The following is a 14,533-nucleotide window of genomic DNA, read 5'->3' on the forward strand; positions in this document are numbered from 1 at the left end:
ACCGTACTTGAGCCCTCCTGGCGTCGTCAAGAAACACCGTTTCCAGGTTAGTTGCGCCACAGCGATCGGGTCCTTTAGCAGTCCCGCGTACAAATTTTGTACACGTCCGCGAAGTCGGACAGTGCGGCCGGAAAGGGAGGTAAGCGCCGCCTCGATCGACCACGTGCGGGGTGGCGGTTAAACTAGGTGAACACCGTGGTAGGGCGGCGTTTTGCCTGCTCAGCAACAGTCTTGACAGATTTTCTGGCGCTATGCTAGCTTCGATTTAGCGAAAAGTTAGCGACTGGGGCATTTGTAAATCTGGGGTTCAAAGCCGAACGGCAGCCGTCTTCTGGCTGCCGTTGGCATGTCCTCCTTTTGCTACTGGTGGGTTTTCCGTACGGCGTGGCCGAACTTACCTCGGTCGACGCTGGGCAAGACGATGACCAAAGGGCCGTTATCGCGGCCTTTGTCAATCGTCGCCAGAGGCATATCTAAGGGGTTCTGATGGACGATTCGGGCGCTTTTGGCACTTCCAATACAGGGCCCGTCGGCACGTTGCCGGCCTTTTCCGAGGTGGTGCGTTACGCCGAGGCGCAGGTACGGGCGATGCCACTGGCACGCATGCGCGAGCTGGGTGTCTACCGCACGCCGCTCGAGTACTACCTGGTCGGCACCTATCCGCCGCTGAAGTACCTGCACGACATCGAGGCGGACGAGGTCTTCCGCGGGGTGACCGCGTCGCAGAACGTCTACCTGCACATTCCGTTCTGCGAGCAGTACTGCACCTTCTGCCATTTCCACAAGGAGATCAACTCCGACGAGGCGCGCGTCGGCAAGTACGTCGAGACGCTGAAGCGCGACATCACGATGGCGCGGGAGTCGGTGGCCGCGCAGGTCAGCGGCGGGCTGCACGCTTCGTCGGTCTACTTCGGCGGCGGCACCCCGTCCTACCTGCGACCGCATCAGCTCGCCGACCTGATGAAGCACCTGTGGGGCAACGTCGGCACCTCGCCGGACACCGAGATCACCTTCGAGCTGCACCCCGGCGTGGTCCGCCAGCCGGACTACGCCGAACGGCTGGACGCGATCGCCGAGGGCGGGGTGAACCGCTGGGTCTTCGGCATCCAGTCGATGGACGAGGACGTGCTGCGGAAGCTGAACCGGGGACACGGCAAGGCGGAGGTGCACCGGCTGCTGGAGATGCTCGGGGAGCGGGGGATCGACAACCTCAACGTGGACCTGATCTTCGGCCTGCCAAGGCAGAACCTGCGGAACTGGTACGACACCATCGTCGAGCTGCTCGGGCTCGGGCTGACGAAGTTCAACATCTTCCCGCTGATGTTCAAGCGCTCGGACCCGATCACCAGGCAGTACATCCGCGAGCCGGAGATCTTCCCTGACGAGTTCGACCGGCTGAAGATGCACTACATGGCGGAGTACCTGCTCAAGTCGGTTGGCTTCTCCCGCGGGCCGATCTTCTACTACTCGAAGGACCCGGTCCATTCCCGGCAGCAGCAGAACAAGTTCGACGCGATCGAAGAGGACAACCTGGTCGGCATCGGGGTCAGCAGCTTCGGCTACGTCGGCGGCACGCAGTACTACAACATCTGCGACACCTCCCAGTACCTCAAGGACGTGGATGCCGGGCTCTCCCCGGTCTGGCGCGGGCACACGCTGGTGCCGGAGGAGCGGCTGCGCCGTTCGGCGATGTTCGGGATCCGCTCCGGCGGCGTCGACTTCGCCCAGCTCGAACGCACCTTCGGCATCGACGGCAGCAAGCTGTTCGCCGCCGAGCTCGGCAGGCTCGAGGAGAACGGGCTGATCGAGGTGTCCGGCTCCCGGTTCAGCCTGACCGACCTCGGCAGCACGGTGGCCGACGGGATCGGCTACCTGTTCGCCAGCGACGAGGTGATGGCCAAGGTGGCCGAGGTGAACGAGCTCATCCTGTCCCCGTCGGCGGACCCGCTGGACCGCTACGACTACTCGCCGATCGGCCGGATCGACGCTCCCGGCGGGATCGTGGACCACTACCGCGACAAGGCGCCGCGATGACGGCGGTGCGGGGGGTCGAGGACTGGCAGGACATCGTCCCCTATCTGCTCGCCGTCGACGGGTACCGCGCCAACCTCGCGACGGGGATGCCCCTGCACCATCCGGAGCTGCTGGACACCGTGCGGGCGGCCTACGGCGAGGCGCTGGCCAGGCCGGATGTCGGTCGCCGGCTCAGCCAGTACCACGGGGTGCTCGGCGACGTGGTGCTGCGGGAACAGCTGGCCGGGCTCTACGGCGAGCGGTTCGCGCTGCCGATCACCGAGGCCGAGGTGCTGATCACCCCCGGCGCCCAGTCGGTGTTCCACTCGCTGTCCGAGCTGGTCGCCCGGCGCGGCAAGAGCGTGCTGTTCTTCGGGCCCGAGTACCCGGGCTACCGGACTCATCCGCACCTGAAGTACGAAATGGTGCCGTCGGTGGTGCGTGCCGAGGGCGAGCGCGAGTTCCGCTACCTGCCGCCGATCGGCGCGGTGGACGGCTCGGTGGGCGCGGTGTTCGTCTCCCGGCCGAGCAACCCGGCCGGCAACGTGATCGACGACGAGCTGATCACCGGGCTGGCGCGCGAGTGCGCGGCGGTCGGCGCGCTGCTGGTGCTGGACAACGCCTACGCGCCGATCATTCCCGGGCTGTCCTTCCGCGAACTCGGCCTGCCGTGGGGCGACAACGTGGTGCTGGTGCAGAGCTTTTCCAAGGCGGCACTGGCGGGGGAGCGGATCGGGTTCGTCCTCGCACCGGCACCGATCATCGCCGAACTGGCCGGCATGCAGGCGCAGGTGTCCACCTTCCCGCCGCAGCTGGTGCAGTCGGTGGTGTCGATCCTGCTCAGCGGCACGCGGTACGTCGAACTCTGCGAAACCGGCCTGCGCGCCACCTACCGCGAACGGCACGAGCTGATCGAAGCGGTGCTCGGTGACGCCTTCGAGGTGCCGTACCAGCTGCACGCCTCCGACGGCGGGCAGTTCCGCTGGCTGCACCTGCCCGAGCTGCGCGGCTCCACTTCGGAGCTGTTCTACGAGCTGGAGGAGCGGGGCGTGCTGATCGCGCCGTCCACGCCGTTCTACCTGCCGGAGCTGTGGCACACCGCGCACGCGCGCTCCAGCCTGCGGATCGGGGTCACCGAGTCGCCGGATGCGATCGAGCACGGCCTGCGGACACTGGCGGAGGTAGTCAACAGTGGCCGGTGAGTCCAGCCAGGACCGGCCGCGCACGGTGGCCGACCACATAGTCGAGCACCTGGAGACGGTCGCCGGAGTGCGGCATGTGTTCGGCGTGCACGGCGCGAACATCGAGGACGTCTACGACGCGGTGGCCCGTCGCGACGGCGCGTTGCGCGCGGTCATCGGCAAGCACGAGTTCTCCGCCGGTGCCATGGCGGACGGCCATTTCCGGGCCGGTGGCGGTCTCGCCGCGGTCGCCGTCACCTCCGGCGGGGGCGCGCTGAACCTGGTGCCAGCGCTGGGTGAGGCGTACGCGTCCGGTGTTCCGGTGATCGCGCTCATCGGCCAGCCGCCGACCGCCCTGGAAGGCCGGGGCGCCTTCCAGGACCAGAGCGGACTCGCCGGCTCGCTGGACGGGCCAGCCCTGTTCGCGCCGGTGTCCCGGTTCTGCGCGCGGGTGGACAAGCCCGATGAGATCGCCGACCTGCTGCCCCGCGCGGTCGAGGCCGCGCTGGCGGGTCCCGGTCCCGCGGTGCTGCTGCTGCCCAAGGACGTGCAGAGCGCTCCGTTCTCCGCCGAGGAAGCGGGCCCGGCCCCGGTGGAGGGTGCCAGCCCGGCCGGGCCGCCCGACCGGCGGGTGATCCGGGTGCTGGGGGAGGCCAGCTGGACGGGCATCGCGCCGTTGATCATCGCCGGTGCGGGTGTGGTCCGCGCGGACGCCCGCGCCGAGCTGGCGCGTTTCGCCGAGGCCGCCGGCGCACTGGTCGCCGTCGAACCGGACGCGAAGGACGCTTTCGACAACCGGGACCCGCGTTTCGTCGGGGTGGCCGGGGCGAACGGCCATCCCAGCGTGCCGGCCAGGCTGGCCGAGACCACGGTCTGCGTGCTCGTCGGCACCCGTTTCCCGCAGGTGGCCCGCGCCGGGCTGGAGGCCGAGCTGGCCGGCCGGACCGTGGTCTGCCTGAATCCGGAACCGCCCTATGTGGACGGTGGACGGGAGGTCATGGCGGTGGTGGCCGATCTTCGGCTGAGCCTGCCGTCGATCACCGAGCGGTTGACGGCGGAGTACGGGTCGCCGCCGGTCCCCGAGCATCCGGGGCTCGCGTATCTGCCGCACGAACGGTCCGAGCCGGGGAAGATGGCGCTGCGCGAAGTGGTCGAGACACTGGCCGACGCGGTGCCCGAGTCGGCGGTGGTGGTGTCCGACGCCGGGAACACCGGCTGCGGGGTGCTGCACTTCCTGCCAGCCCCGAGCCAGGGCCGGTACCTGCTGGCGCTGGGCATGGGTGGCATGGGATTCAGCTTCGGCGCCGGGATCGGGGCCGCGCTCGGCACCGGAAGGCGGACCTTCGTGCTGGCCGGTGACGGGTCGTTCTTCATGCACGGCATGGAGGTGCACACGGCGGTGGAGCACGACCTGCCGATCACCTTCGTGGTGTTCAACAACAACGGCCACGCCGCCTGCGCCTCCCGCGAGGAGCTTTTCTACGACCACGTCGGCCCGTACAACAGGTTCCGCGACAGCGATATCGGCGGCGGCGTCGCGGCCCTGTTCCCGTCCATCCGCGCGCGGACCGTGCGCGGGCTGGACGAACTGGCGGAATTCCTGGCCGAGACCGCCGCGTCGCGGTCGCCGAACCTGGTGTCGATCGAGATGCGCCTCGACGAGATGCCGCCCTACCTGCCGTTCGCGGGAGCAGCGCGAACCGGCCCGACCGAGGGGACACCCTGAACATGCGTGACGCGGAAGAACGGCTGGCCGAGATCCCCGGGCTCGTCCGGTACGAGAACGTCAGCCGGGACGACCTGATGCGCCAGGTGGCCGAGGCGGCCAAGGAGACCTACTCGCGGGAGGAGGTCTACGGCAGGTACTGCACCCTGGAGACCTACATCGACTGCCCGCCCGAGGACGTGTTCGACTACCTGGCCGACGTCTACAGCCACGAGGAGTTCACCTACAGCGTCCGCGAGGTCGAGGAGGTGGACGGCAAGCCGGGCCTATACACCGGCTGGGACACCGTCGGCGACAACACCAGGATCTTCGTGCGGGTGGACGCCAAGCGCGACGCGCTGACCGTGGACTACCACTCGGCCTGGGACCAGGGCGAGGACCTGTGGATGGTGTACCTGTTCCGGATCGTGCCGGCCGAGGTGGTGCTGAAGCGGCCGGGATCGGTGCTGCTGTGGACCAACTGCTACCACCCGTACTACGCGGAGAACCCGTATCCCGAGCTGGCACCGGAAGGCAGGAGCTTCTGGGTCGGTGACCTGTGGCCGCAGTTCGCCCCCGGTCACCAGGTGGAGCTGGACAACCTCAAGGCCATCCTGGAACACCGGCACCGCAACGGGATCCCGATCGTGTCCGGCCGGGCCGAGGCGGTGGCCCGATGAAGCAGGTCAGCCTGATCGACTCGGCCAGCTACCTGCCGGAGAACGAGGTCGGCCGGGAGTACTTCGAGCGCTACGCCCGTCCCGACGACCCGCTGCTGCGGCACCCGATGTTCCGCGCCCCGGAGTTCCGCCGCTACGCCGGCCGGGACGAGACCGGCGCCGACCTGATCGAGCGGGCGGTGGCCGCGCTCGCCGAACGGCAGGGCCTGGAAGCGATCCAGGACGTCGACGTGTTGATCACGTATAACGGGCTGCCGGACGTGCCGTTCCTCGGATCCGGCGCGGAGGTGGCCCGGCGCGCCGGGCTGCGCCCGTCCACCATTCTCGATGTCCAAAATGGACACTGCTCGGTGCTGCCGCACCTGCTCGACCTGGCCGGCACGCTGCTGCAGAAGGAAGGCGCCCGTAGCGCGCTGCTGTGCGTCGGGCAGACCGCCGGCAAGATCTTCACCCAGCCGACCGTGCGGGTGTCGGCGCACGCGTCGGTGCCGGGTGACGGCGCGGCGGCGGTGCTGGTGCGGGCGTCGGACGAGTCGCCGGTGCTGGCGACCGCGGTGCATCACTACCCGGAATACGCCCCCGACGTGGGCATCGCGCTCGACGACGGCAGGTTGTACTGGGAACCGGGCAGCGCCGAAATGGACATCAGGTTCGACAGCAAGAAGGCGGAGAACGTCGTCGAGCGCGGCACGAAGATCGTGCCCGAGGTGGTGCGGCAGGCCTGCGACGAGGCCGGTGTCGGCGTCGACCAGATCGACCTGCTGATCACCAACCAGCCGAACCGGTTGCTGCTGCGGAACTGGTCCCGTGACCTCGGTGTCCCGCCGGAGCGGCACTTCGACACCTTCGACCGGTACGGGAACCTGTTCGGCGCCGGCGCGCCGGTGAACCTGGACCACGCGATCAGGGCCGGCGCGCTGTCCGCCGGATCGCTGCTGGTGCTGGCCGGGTTCGCCGGTGCCGGGGAAATGGCCTCGGCGGCGGTCGTCCGCTGGGGACAAGGGAAATCGCCCGCGGTCGCGGGCAGCGAGGAGACACGGTCGTGAGCATGGAAGTCGAGAGCATCGAGAACAAGGTCATGGAGCTGCTGGCCGAGGTGCTCTACCTGGACGTGAGCAAGGTCGACCGGAACGCCGAGTTCGAGGCGCTCGGGCTGGACTCGGTGCTCGCGGTGGAGTTCGTCGCGCAGGTCAAGGCGCAGCTCGGCGTGGCGGAGACGATCGAGTCGCTCTACGAGTGGAAGACCCCGAAGGCGTTCATCGAGCACGTCCGGGGTCAGGTGGTCGCCGGCCAGGCCGCGCCATGACGGTCCGGCCGGACTCGACCGCCGTTTTCGCCGTGCTGCGCGAAAACATCGTCGCGGTCTGCCCGGAGATCGACGAGGGCGAGATCAGGGCCGACCGCAGCATGCGCGATCTCGGCTGCGATTCGCTGGAACGGCTGGACATCGTGGTCGCCGCGCTGGACGAGCTGGAGCTGGAACTGAACCCCGAGTTGCTCACGGACGTACGCGACATCGGCGGCCTCGTCGACGCGCTGGTGTCCGAGCTCGACCGGGTGACTTCTTGAGAGGCCGGAACGAATGAACGACGGGCCATCGGTCCCGGTGGGGATCGACGCGGCCGGCGTGTACTGCGGGAGCGCCGGCGTCGACGTTGGCGACGTGTTCGCGCTGCGCGACCTGGACACGGCGCGGCTGGCCAACCTGGGCATGCGGCACAAGGGGGTCGCCGGTGCGGGGGAGGACGTGGTGGCGATCGCCGCCACCGCGGCCCGTCCGGTGGTGGACGCGCTGAGCGAGCGGGAACGGGCCGCTGTTCGGACGGTGGTGGTGGCCACCGAGTCCGCTGTGGACCTGTCCAAATCGGCCGCCGCGCAGGTGCACCGGCTGCTCGACCTGCCCCGCCAGTGCCGGCTGTTCGAGGTGAAGCAAGCCTGTTACGGCGGCGTGGCCGCGCTGCGGCTGGCCACGTCGCTGGTGCGCACCGAGCCGGGCAGTACGGCGCTGGTCATCGCGGCGGACGTGCCGGTACCCGCCCCCAGCACGTACATGGAGCCGAGTCAGGGCGTCGGCGCGGTGGCCGCACTGGTCGCGGAGAACCCCCGGATGCTGAGCATGGACGAGGGGCCCGCCGGGTGCTACAGCTACGAGACCCCGGACTTCTTCCGGCCGCGCGGCGACGTCGACGTGATGGACACCGACCTGTCCCTGATGTCCTATTTGGACTGCCTGGTCGGTTCCTTCGCCGACTACGCCGACCGCAACCCCGGCGCCGACCTGCTCCGCTCGTTCGACCTGCTGGCCATGCACACCCCGTTTCCTGGCATGGTCCGGGGCGCGCACCGCTCGGCGATGCGGAAGCTCACCGACCTGGAGCGCGGCGGTGACCGGGAGGACTTCGAGCGCCGGGTCGCGCAGTCGCTGCGGCTGCCCGAGCAGGTGGGCAACATCTACGCGGCCACCACCCTGCTCGCGATGCTGAGCGCGATCGCGTACGCGCCGAGCGACGACGAGCTCCGGATGGGCGTGTTCAGCTACGGCTCCGGCTGTTCCTCGGAGTTCTTCGGTGCCAGGGTGCTGCCCGGTGCCCGTTCCCGGCTGGCGGGACTCGGGCTGGGCGACGAGTTCGAGGCCCGCACGCGGCTGTCCGCCGAGGAGTACGACGCCGCGCTGGCCGCGATGTCCGAGATCGGTTTCGGTGCCATGCAGGCGAAGACCGACCCGGAACGGCTCGCCGGCTGGGGCCGCGGTGACCGCCCGCGCGCCGTGCTGACCGAGATCCATGACTACCGCAGGGAGTACACATGGCTGTCGCCGCGGTGAACACCGCACCCGCGGTCGTAGTGGAACGGCAGGGCGTGTTCACGCACCTGCGGCTCAACCGCGCCGATGCGGGCAACGCGCTGTCGAAGGAGACGATCGACGAGCTTACCGCGGAACTGCGGGCAGCAGAGCGATCCCGCAAGTGCCGAGCGCTGATCCTCAGCGCCGCCGGCGGCACGTTCTGCTCCGGGGTCGACCTCGGCCGCCTGGTCGGTGACCCGGACGAGGCGGAGCGGGTCAGCGTCGCCTTCTGGGAGCTGCTGACCGCGTGGGCGGACAGCCCGCTGATGACCGTGGCCACCGTCGCGCGGCCGGTGACCGGCGGCGGGGTCGGCCTGGTGAGCGCCTGCGACCTGGTCTTCGCCGGTCCAGCGGCGACCTTCCGGCTGACCGAGCTGACGCTGGGCCTGGTGCCCGCGCTGATCATGCCGTTCGTGCTGGCACGCCTCGGCGAGCAGAAGCTGATGCGGCTGGCCATGAGCACCGAGGAGATCGACGCGCAGGTCGCCGTCGAACAGGGCCTGGTGGACGAGTTGCTCACCGATCCGGGGGAGGTCGCCGCGCGGGTGCTGCCGGCGCTGCGCCGGACGTCGCGGGCAGGGTACGCCGAGCTGAAGGCGTGCCGGCGGAAGTTGCGGCCACTGCCGAAGAACTACCCCGGCTACGCGATCGGGCTGCTGCGGCGGACCGTCGAGGATCCGGCGTTCGTCGCCAAGATCGGCGAGTTGCACCGGCTGGGGCTGATTCCGTGAGCGGCCCGGTCTCGGTGGCGGTCACCGGCCGGGTCGCGCTGGTCACGCTCGCCGACGAGGAAGGGCGCAACGCGATCTCCGCGTCGCTGGCGGACGGCCTGCGCACCGCGCTGGACGCGGCGGTCGCGGACCCGGCGGTGCACGTGGTGGCGGTCGCCGGGATGGCATCGGTGTTCGCCAGCGGGGCGAGCCGCGAGTACCTGCTGAAGCCGGAGCGGGAGAACGTGGAGCCCTACGTGCGTGCGTTCCTGCACTGCCCGCTGCCGGTGGTGGCCGCGATGCAGGGCCATGCGATCGGCGGTGGGCTGACGCAGGGCCTGTACGCCGACGTCCAGGTGCTGTCGGAACGTTCGCACTACGCGGCGAACTACCTGAACTACGGGCTGGTGCCGGAGTACGGGACCACCTGGCTGCTCCCGGAGAAGCTCGGTCCGGTGCTCGGGGCGGAGATGCTCTACACCGCCAGGGGCTACCGGGGCGCGGAGCTGCGGGCGCGTTCGGCGCCGGTTCGCGTGACGGCGCACGAGCAGGTGCTGCCCGAAGCGCTGGAACTCGCCCGCGGCATCGCCCGTGCGCCACGGCCCGCGCTCGAACTGCTGAAGCGGCAGCTCGCCGCGCAGACGCTGGCCCGCAGCGACGAGGCGATCGCGGCGGAGACCGGCCCGCACGAGCAGTCCTGGCATTCGGCCGCCTTTTCCCATCTGGTGGCCCAGAAGTACGGCGACGTGGAGGAGATCGCACGATGAGCGCGGTAGGACTGGCTCCGCTCGCACTGGTGGGCATGGCGTCGCGGGTTCCCGGTGGCAGCGACGTGGACGAACTGTGGGAGACGCTGAGCGCGGGCCGGCCGAAGTTCGGGCCGGTGCCGGCCGAACGGCTGTCCGGCTACGACGAGCAGACCGTCGGCACCGGCGGGCTCACCGCCGCCCTGATGTCCGATGTGGACACTTTCGACGCGGAGTTCTTCGACGTGGGACCGCGGCTCGCGGTCTGGATGGACCCGCAGCAGCGGCTGCTGCTGGAGACGAGCTGGCACGCGATGGAGTCGGCCGGTATCCCGCCCGGCAGCCTCGCCGGCCAGGACGTCGGTGTCTTCGTCGCCTCCGCCACCAGCGACTTCCGCGACTCCACGGTGCGCAGCGGCACGATGGACCGGTACTCGATGGTCGGCAGCGTGACCACCTACCTGGCCAACCGGCTGTCCTACCAGTACGACTTCCGCGGGCCGAGCATGACCGTGGACACCGCGTGCTCCAGCGGGTTGAGCGCGCTCTCGCTCGCCGCGAGCGGCCTGCGGGCGGGGGAGATCGACGCGGCGCTCGTCGGCGCATCGAACGTGTGCATCGGTGGCTGGTTCTCCAGCGCGCTGTCCTATCTCGGTGCGTTGTCGCCCACCGGCCGTAGCCGCCCGTTCGCCGCGGACGCCGACGGCTACGTCCGTGGTGAGGGTGTCGTGTGCTTCGTGCTCAAGCGCCTTGACGACGCGCTCGACGCCGGTGACCCGGTGCTCGCCGTAGTCAGGGGAGTGGCGGCGAACCACGACGGCCGGTGCGGTGGACCGGTGAAGACCGATCCCGGCTCGCAGGCCCGGCTGCTGCGCAAAACGCTGGCACAGGGCGGGATCGACCCGGCGTCGCTGGGATATCTGGAGGCGCACGCGACGGGCACGAAGATGGACGGCGCGGAGCTGGAGGGACTTCGTGAGCTCTGTCGCGGCCGCGCGGGCGGGCCGCCCGGTCGGTTCGCCGGTCCGGCGGGCAACCTGTGGATCGGTTCGGTGAAGTCGGTGCTCGGTCACCTGGAAGGGGCGGCCGGCGCGGTGAGCCTGGCCAAGGCGGTGCTGATCCTGCGGCACGAGGAGATCCCGGCCAGCGGCGGAATCCTCGCCATGGAGCCGGATCTGGAGGTCCGGGCGCAGGAGCCGGACACCGCCGCACCCGCGCTGCACTGGCCGGGATCGGCCTCGTCCCCGCGCCGGCTGGGGGTCAGCTCGTTCGGCCTCGGCGGCTCGAACGGGCACGTCGTACTCGAAGAAGCGCCCGCTCAGGCGACCGGGCACGGCAGCCCGTCACCGGTGGAGTCGCTGCTGCCGGTACCGCTGAGCGCGACCGACGCCGAGTCGCTCACCCGGGTGGCGAACCGGCTGGCAGACTTCCTCGACAGCGCGAAGCCGGACGAGTTCGCGGCGATCGCCTGGACCCTGCAGACCGGGCGGGAACATCTGGCGCATCGCCGCGTCGTTCCCGCTTCTTCGCTCGACGAGCTGCGGGCCGGCCTGCGCTCGCTCGCGTCCGGCGAGCCGGTGCGGGAACTGCAGGACTGCGATGGGTGGCTCGAAGGCGGAACGTTCGACTGGCGGCGGCTGTGGCACCGGCCGCCGGAGCGCCGCGTCACCCTGCCCGGCTACCCGTTCCGCCGCACCTCGCTCGGGTTCGTGCCACGGCAGCCGCAGACGGGCAGGTCCTAGTGCGACCCAGCGGGGTGGTGGTCACCGGCGCGAGCGTGCTCAACGCCGTTGCCGAGGACCTTGACGCGTTCACCGACGCGCTTTTCGCCGTGCGCGGTGGAATCCGAGTGCGGGAGGGCATGGCCGGCGGCTGGCTGCCCGAGTTCTCGGTGGCCGGCTGGGCCGAACGGCACCTTGCCGGCGACCCCGCCGCGGCCGAGCGGCTGCACGCGGCCACCCGCCGGGCTGCGCTGCCCGCGCGGACCGCGGCCTGCGTTGGCCTGGCGGCGGTCCGCCACGCCGGGCTCACCGACACCGACGAGACCGCACTGATCGTGGCCGGCAACAACCTGGCCCTGGACTACCACGCCGAAGCGCTGCGCCGCTTCCACGAACGGCCCGGCAGCATGCGCCCGTCGCACGCGCTCAACCACCTGGACACCGACGCCGTCGGCACCGTCAGCGAGACGACCGGGGTGGCGGGGGAGGGCTGGACCACGGGTGCCGCCTCGGCCAGCGGCACGGTCGCCGCGCTGCTCGGCGCCCGGCTCATCGCGGCCGGCGAACTGGACAGCTGCCTGGTGGTCGCGCCGGTGGCCGAGCTGTCGGCCGCCGAGTTCCGAGCCTTCCAGACCAGCGGCGCCATGGCACGTGCCGATGGCGACGCCGAACCGGCCGAGCTCTGCCGGCCGTTCGACCGCGCCCGCAGCGGGTTCGTCTACGGCCAGGGCGCCGCGGCGGTGCTGCTGGAAAGCGCGGAAGCGGCGCGTCGCAGGGGAGCCGAGGCGCTGGCCGAGGTGGCCGGTTGGGGGCAACGGCTGGACGCCCGCCGCGGCACCGCGCCGAATGCCGCAGGGCAGGTGCGGGCGTTGCGCTCGGCGCTGGCTTCGGCCGGGGTCGAACCCGCCGAGGTGGACTACGTGAACGCGCACGGCACCGGTTCGGTGGCGGGCGACCCGGTCGAAGCCGAGGCGCTCGCGGAGGTGTTCGGTCGGACCGGTCGGACCGGTCGGACACTGGTGAACTCGACCAAGCCGTTGACCGGGCACTGTCTGAGCGCGGCCGGGCTGCACGAGCTGATCGCCACGGTGCTCCAGCTGCGCGGCGGTTTCGTGCACGGCAACCCCTGCCTGCACGACCCGATCGACCCCGGGCTGGGGCTGCTGGGGACGTCCACCGAAAAGGCCGACCTCCGGATCGCGGTCTCGAACAGCGTTGCGTTCAGCGGGATCAACGCGGCACTCGTGCTCCGGTCCGTAAAACCCTGACATCCGAAGAAAAACAGGAGAACGAGATGACAGAACCTCGCCACATTCCCGCGGGAACCGGCAAGTCGGTGTGGATCGGCGACAGCCTGCACACGATCAAGACCACCGGGGCGGACACCGGCGGCGCGACCAGCATGATCGAGATCACTGTGCCGCCGGGGGAGGGGCCGCCGCCGCACTCGCACAGCAACGAGGACGAGACCGTGCACGTGCTCGCCGGCCGGTTGGCCTTCGTGCTCGGCGATCGGGAGATCGTGGCCGGGCCGGGGGATTTCGTCTTCATCCCACGCGACACCGTGCACGCGGTGCGCAATGTCGGCGAGGAGGTCGGCCGGACGGTGACCACCTACGTGCCGGGCGGGATGGACGAGTACTTCGCCAGGGTGGGCAGCCCCGCCGAACCCGGCGAGCAGCCGCCCGCGATGAACCCGGACCAGCTGCGGGCCGCGGTGGAGCTGGCCCCGGAGTACGGCATGACCATCTCGATGCCGGCTGGTTTCGGCCCCGGTGGTCCCAGTGACCCCGGCGGCCCCGGCGGCCCCGGCAACTGAGCCGAGCCCCGCCGCGCGAATCCCTCACCCCGATAGGAAAAGAAATGTCGCAACAGACAACAGAAGCAGCCGAAGGCAGCGGCCTGCTGATGGCCGCGCACGACGGGTTCATCCAGTCGCGCGCGCTTCAGCTGGCCGCCGAGCTTGGCATCGCCGATCTGCTGGCCGATGGCGGCCGGAGCGCCGAGGAGCTGGCGACGGCCACCGAAACCCACCGCCCGGCGCTGTACCGGCTGCTGCGGCTGCTCGCCGGCTCCGGGGTGCTCACCGAAGTCGAGCACGGCCGGTTCGAGCTGACCCCGGCCGGCGCGGAGCTGCGCGCGGACCATCCGCGGTCGGTGAAGGCGACCCTGCTCAGCGCCAAGCTCTTCCTGCCCGTGTACGCCGATGCCATGTACAGCCTGAAAACCGGCGAGCCCGCCTTTCCCCGGTCCTTCGGGAAGCCGCTGTTCGAGTACCTGCAGGACCATCCCGACCAGAGCGCGCACTTCCACTCCGCGATGGCGGACGCGAGCAGGCTGGAGACCGCCGCGCTGCTGGACGCCTACGACTTCGGTGGCGCGGGGCGCCTTGTCGACGTCGGCGGCGGGACCGGCACGCTGCTCGGTGCGATCCTGGGCGCCTACCCGGAAAGCACCGGCGTGGTGTTCGACCAGCCGCACCTCGCCGAAGCGGCGGCGGCACAGGCGGCCGCGGACGGGGTCACCGACCGTCTGACCTTCACCGCGGGCGACTTCTTCGGCCAGGAGATACCGCGTGACGGCGACATCTACCTGCTGAAGTCGATCATCCACGACTGGCCGGACGAGGAGGCCGTGCGCATCCTGCGCGGCTGCCGTCAGGCGATGTCGCCCGGCAGCCGCCTGCTGCTGGTGGAGCGGGTGCTCCCGCCGGGCGGCGGGAGCCATCCGGGGCACGCGATGGACTTCACCCTGCTGGTGGTCCTCGGCGGCCAGGAACGGACCGAGGACGAGTACGCGAAACTGCTCGCCGAAGCCGGCCTGAAGTGCAACGGCGTCACCGCCACCGCTTCGCCGATGAGCGTGCTGGAGGCGGTGCCGCTGCCGGACTGACCCAGTGCCTGATACCGCCGTCGATTCCGCCTGTTCTGCC

General features: G+C 70.4%; 14 protein-coding genes. All 14 read left to right on the forward strand.

The window, feature by feature from the left end; translation table 11 throughout:
• The first annotated feature begins 588 nt into the window (after positions 1 to 588).
• Genes AMYNI_RS0136145 through AMYNI_RS0136210 form a run of 14 tightly spaced genes read left to right on the forward strand, consistent with a single transcriptional unit; the run spans position 589 to position 14,493 of the window.
• Entirely contained in the window at positions 589 to 2,034 is a 1,446-nt protein-coding gene (locus AMYNI_RS0136145) for a coproporphyrinogen-III oxidase family protein (RefSeq protein WP_245574090.1), read from the forward strand.
• Positions 2,031 to 3,215 carry an aminotransferase class I/II-fold pyridoxal phosphate-dependent enzyme gene (locus AMYNI_RS0136150; protein WP_020672999.1) on the forward strand — a complete coding sequence of 395 codons (1,185 nt, stop codon included), beginning with the start codon at positions 2,031 to 2,033 and terminating at the stop codon, positions 3,213 to 3,215. The genes AMYNI_RS0136145 and AMYNI_RS0136150 overlap by 4 nt, the downstream gene beginning before the upstream one ends.
• Positions 3,205 to 4,920, forward strand: coding sequence for a thiamine pyrophosphate-binding protein (locus AMYNI_RS0136155; protein ID WP_020673000.1), 1,716 nt, complete (start codon positions 3,205 to 3,207; stop codon positions 4,918 to 4,920). The genes AMYNI_RS0136150 and AMYNI_RS0136155 overlap by 11 nt, the downstream gene beginning before the upstream one ends.
• A gap of 2 nt (positions 4,921 to 4,922) precedes the next feature.
• A complete protein-coding gene (locus AMYNI_RS0136160; protein ID WP_020673001.1) occupies positions 4,923 to 5,579 on the forward strand; it encodes a hypothetical protein in 657 nt (218 codons plus the stop codon).
• A complete protein-coding gene (locus tag AMYNI_RS46140) occupies positions 5,576 to 6,625 on the forward strand; it encodes a 3-oxoacyl-ACP synthase III family protein (RefSeq protein ID WP_020673002.1) in 1,050 nt (349 codons plus the stop codon). The genes AMYNI_RS0136160 and AMYNI_RS46140 overlap by 4 nt, the downstream gene beginning before the upstream one ends.
• A 2-nt stretch (positions 6,626 to 6,627) precedes the next feature.
• The gene (locus AMYNI_RS0136170) at positions 6,628 to 6,885 is read left to right on the forward strand and encodes an acyl carrier protein (RefSeq protein WP_040406197.1); all 258 of its coding nucleotides are present in this window, start codon (positions 6,628 to 6,630) and stop codon (positions 6,883 to 6,885) included.
• Positions 6,882 to 7,148 carry a phosphopantetheine-binding protein gene (locus tag AMYNI_RS0136175; protein WP_020673004.1) on the forward strand — a complete coding sequence of 89 codons (267 nt, stop codon included), beginning with the start codon at positions 6,882 to 6,884 and terminating at the stop codon, positions 7,146 to 7,148. Before AMYNI_RS0136170 ends, AMYNI_RS0136175 begins: the two co-directional genes overlap by 4 nt.
• 13 nt (positions 7,149 to 7,161) lie before the next feature.
• Positions 7,162 to 8,403 carry a hydroxymethylglutaryl-CoA synthase family protein gene (locus AMYNI_RS0136180; RefSeq protein ID WP_020673005.1) on the forward strand — a complete coding sequence of 414 codons (1,242 nt, stop codon included), beginning with the start codon at positions 7,162 to 7,164 and terminating at the stop codon, positions 8,401 to 8,403.
• Positions 8,385 to 9,155 (forward strand): enoyl-CoA hydratase/isomerase family protein, encoded by a 771-nt coding sequence (locus tag AMYNI_RS46145; protein ID WP_020673006.1) that lies wholly within the window; start codon positions 8,385 to 8,387, stop codon positions 9,153 to 9,155. Before AMYNI_RS0136180 ends, AMYNI_RS46145 begins: the two co-directional genes overlap by 19 nt.
• The gene (locus AMYNI_RS0136190) at positions 9,152 to 9,901 is read left to right on the forward strand and encodes a polyketide synthase (RefSeq protein WP_020673007.1); all 750 of its coding nucleotides are present in this window, start codon (positions 9,152 to 9,154) and stop codon (positions 9,899 to 9,901) included. The genes AMYNI_RS46145 and AMYNI_RS0136190 overlap by 4 nt, the downstream gene beginning before the upstream one ends.
• Positions 9,898 to 11,622 (forward strand): polyketide synthase, encoded by a 1,725-nt coding sequence (locus AMYNI_RS0136195; RefSeq protein WP_020673008.1) that lies wholly within the window; start codon positions 9,898 to 9,900, stop codon positions 11,620 to 11,622. Before AMYNI_RS0136190 ends, AMYNI_RS0136195 begins: the two co-directional genes overlap by 4 nt.
• On the forward strand, positions 11,622 to 12,869 hold the full coding sequence (locus tag AMYNI_RS0136200) for a beta-ketoacyl synthase N-terminal-like domain-containing protein (protein WP_020673009.1): 1,248 nt from the start codon (positions 11,622 to 11,624) through the stop codon (positions 12,867 to 12,869). Before AMYNI_RS0136195 ends, AMYNI_RS0136200 begins: the two co-directional genes overlap by 1 nt.
• A gap of 26 nt (positions 12,870 to 12,895) precedes the next feature.
• Positions 12,896 to 13,420 (forward strand): quercetin 2,3-dioxygenase, encoded by a 525-nt coding sequence (locus AMYNI_RS0136205; protein ID WP_020673010.1) that lies wholly within the window; start codon positions 12,896 to 12,898, stop codon positions 13,418 to 13,420.
• Positions 13,421 to 13,464: 44 nt separating this feature from the next.
• Positions 13,465 to 14,493 carry a methyltransferase gene (locus AMYNI_RS0136210; RefSeq protein ID WP_245574091.1) on the forward strand — a complete coding sequence of 343 codons (1,029 nt, stop codon included), beginning with the start codon at positions 13,465 to 13,467 and terminating at the stop codon, positions 14,491 to 14,493.
• The last annotated feature ends 40 nt before the right edge of the window (positions 14,494 to 14,533 follow it).

Source organism: Amycolatopsis nigrescens CSC17Ta-90 (assembly GCF_000384315.1).
Classification (GTDB): domain Bacteria; phylum Actinomycetota; class Actinomycetes; order Mycobacteriales; family Pseudonocardiaceae; genus Amycolatopsis; species Amycolatopsis nigrescens.

Bases quoted from the DNA above. Each gene is read 5' to 3' on its own strand.
- AMYNI_RS0136145 (WP_245574090.1), top strand. From the start codon at position 589: ATGCCACTGGCACGCATGCGCGAGCTGGGTGTCTACCGCACGCCGCTC.
- AMYNI_RS0136150 (WP_020672999.1), top strand. From the start codon at position 2,031: ATGACGGCGGTGCGGGGGGTCGAGGACTGGCAGGACATCGTCCCCTAT.
- AMYNI_RS0136160 (WP_020673001.1), top strand. From the start codon at position 4,923: ATGCGTGACGCGGAAGAACGGCTGGCCGAGATCCCCGGGCTCGTCCGG.
- AMYNI_RS46140 (WP_020673002.1), top strand. From the start codon at position 5,576: ATGAAGCAGGTCAGCCTGATCGACTCGGCCAGCTACCTGCCGGAGAAC.
- AMYNI_RS0136170 (WP_040406197.1), top strand. From the start codon at position 6,628: ATGGAAGTCGAGAGCATCGAGAACAAGGTCATGGAGCTGCTGGCCGAG.
- AMYNI_RS0136175 (WP_020673004.1), top strand. From the start codon at position 6,882: ATGACGGTCCGGCCGGACTCGACCGCCGTTTTCGCCGTGCTGCGCGAA.
- AMYNI_RS0136180 (WP_020673005.1), top strand. From the start codon at position 7,162: ATGAACGACGGGCCATCGGTCCCGGTGGGGATCGACGCGGCCGGCGTG.
- AMYNI_RS46145 (WP_020673006.1), top strand. From the start codon at position 8,385: ATGGCTGTCGCCGCGGTGAACACCGCACCCGCGGTCGTAGTGGAACGG.
- AMYNI_RS0136195 (WP_020673008.1), top strand. From the start codon at position 9,898: ATGAGCGCGGTAGGACTGGCTCCGCTCGCACTGGTGGGCATGGCGTCG.
- AMYNI_RS0136205 (WP_020673010.1), top strand. From the start codon at position 12,896: ATGACAGAACCTCGCCACATTCCCGCGGGAACCGGCAAGTCGGTGTGG.
- AMYNI_RS0136210 (WP_245574091.1), top strand. From the start codon at position 13,465: ATGTCGCAACAGACAACAGAAGCAGCCGAAGGCAGCGGCCTGCTGATG.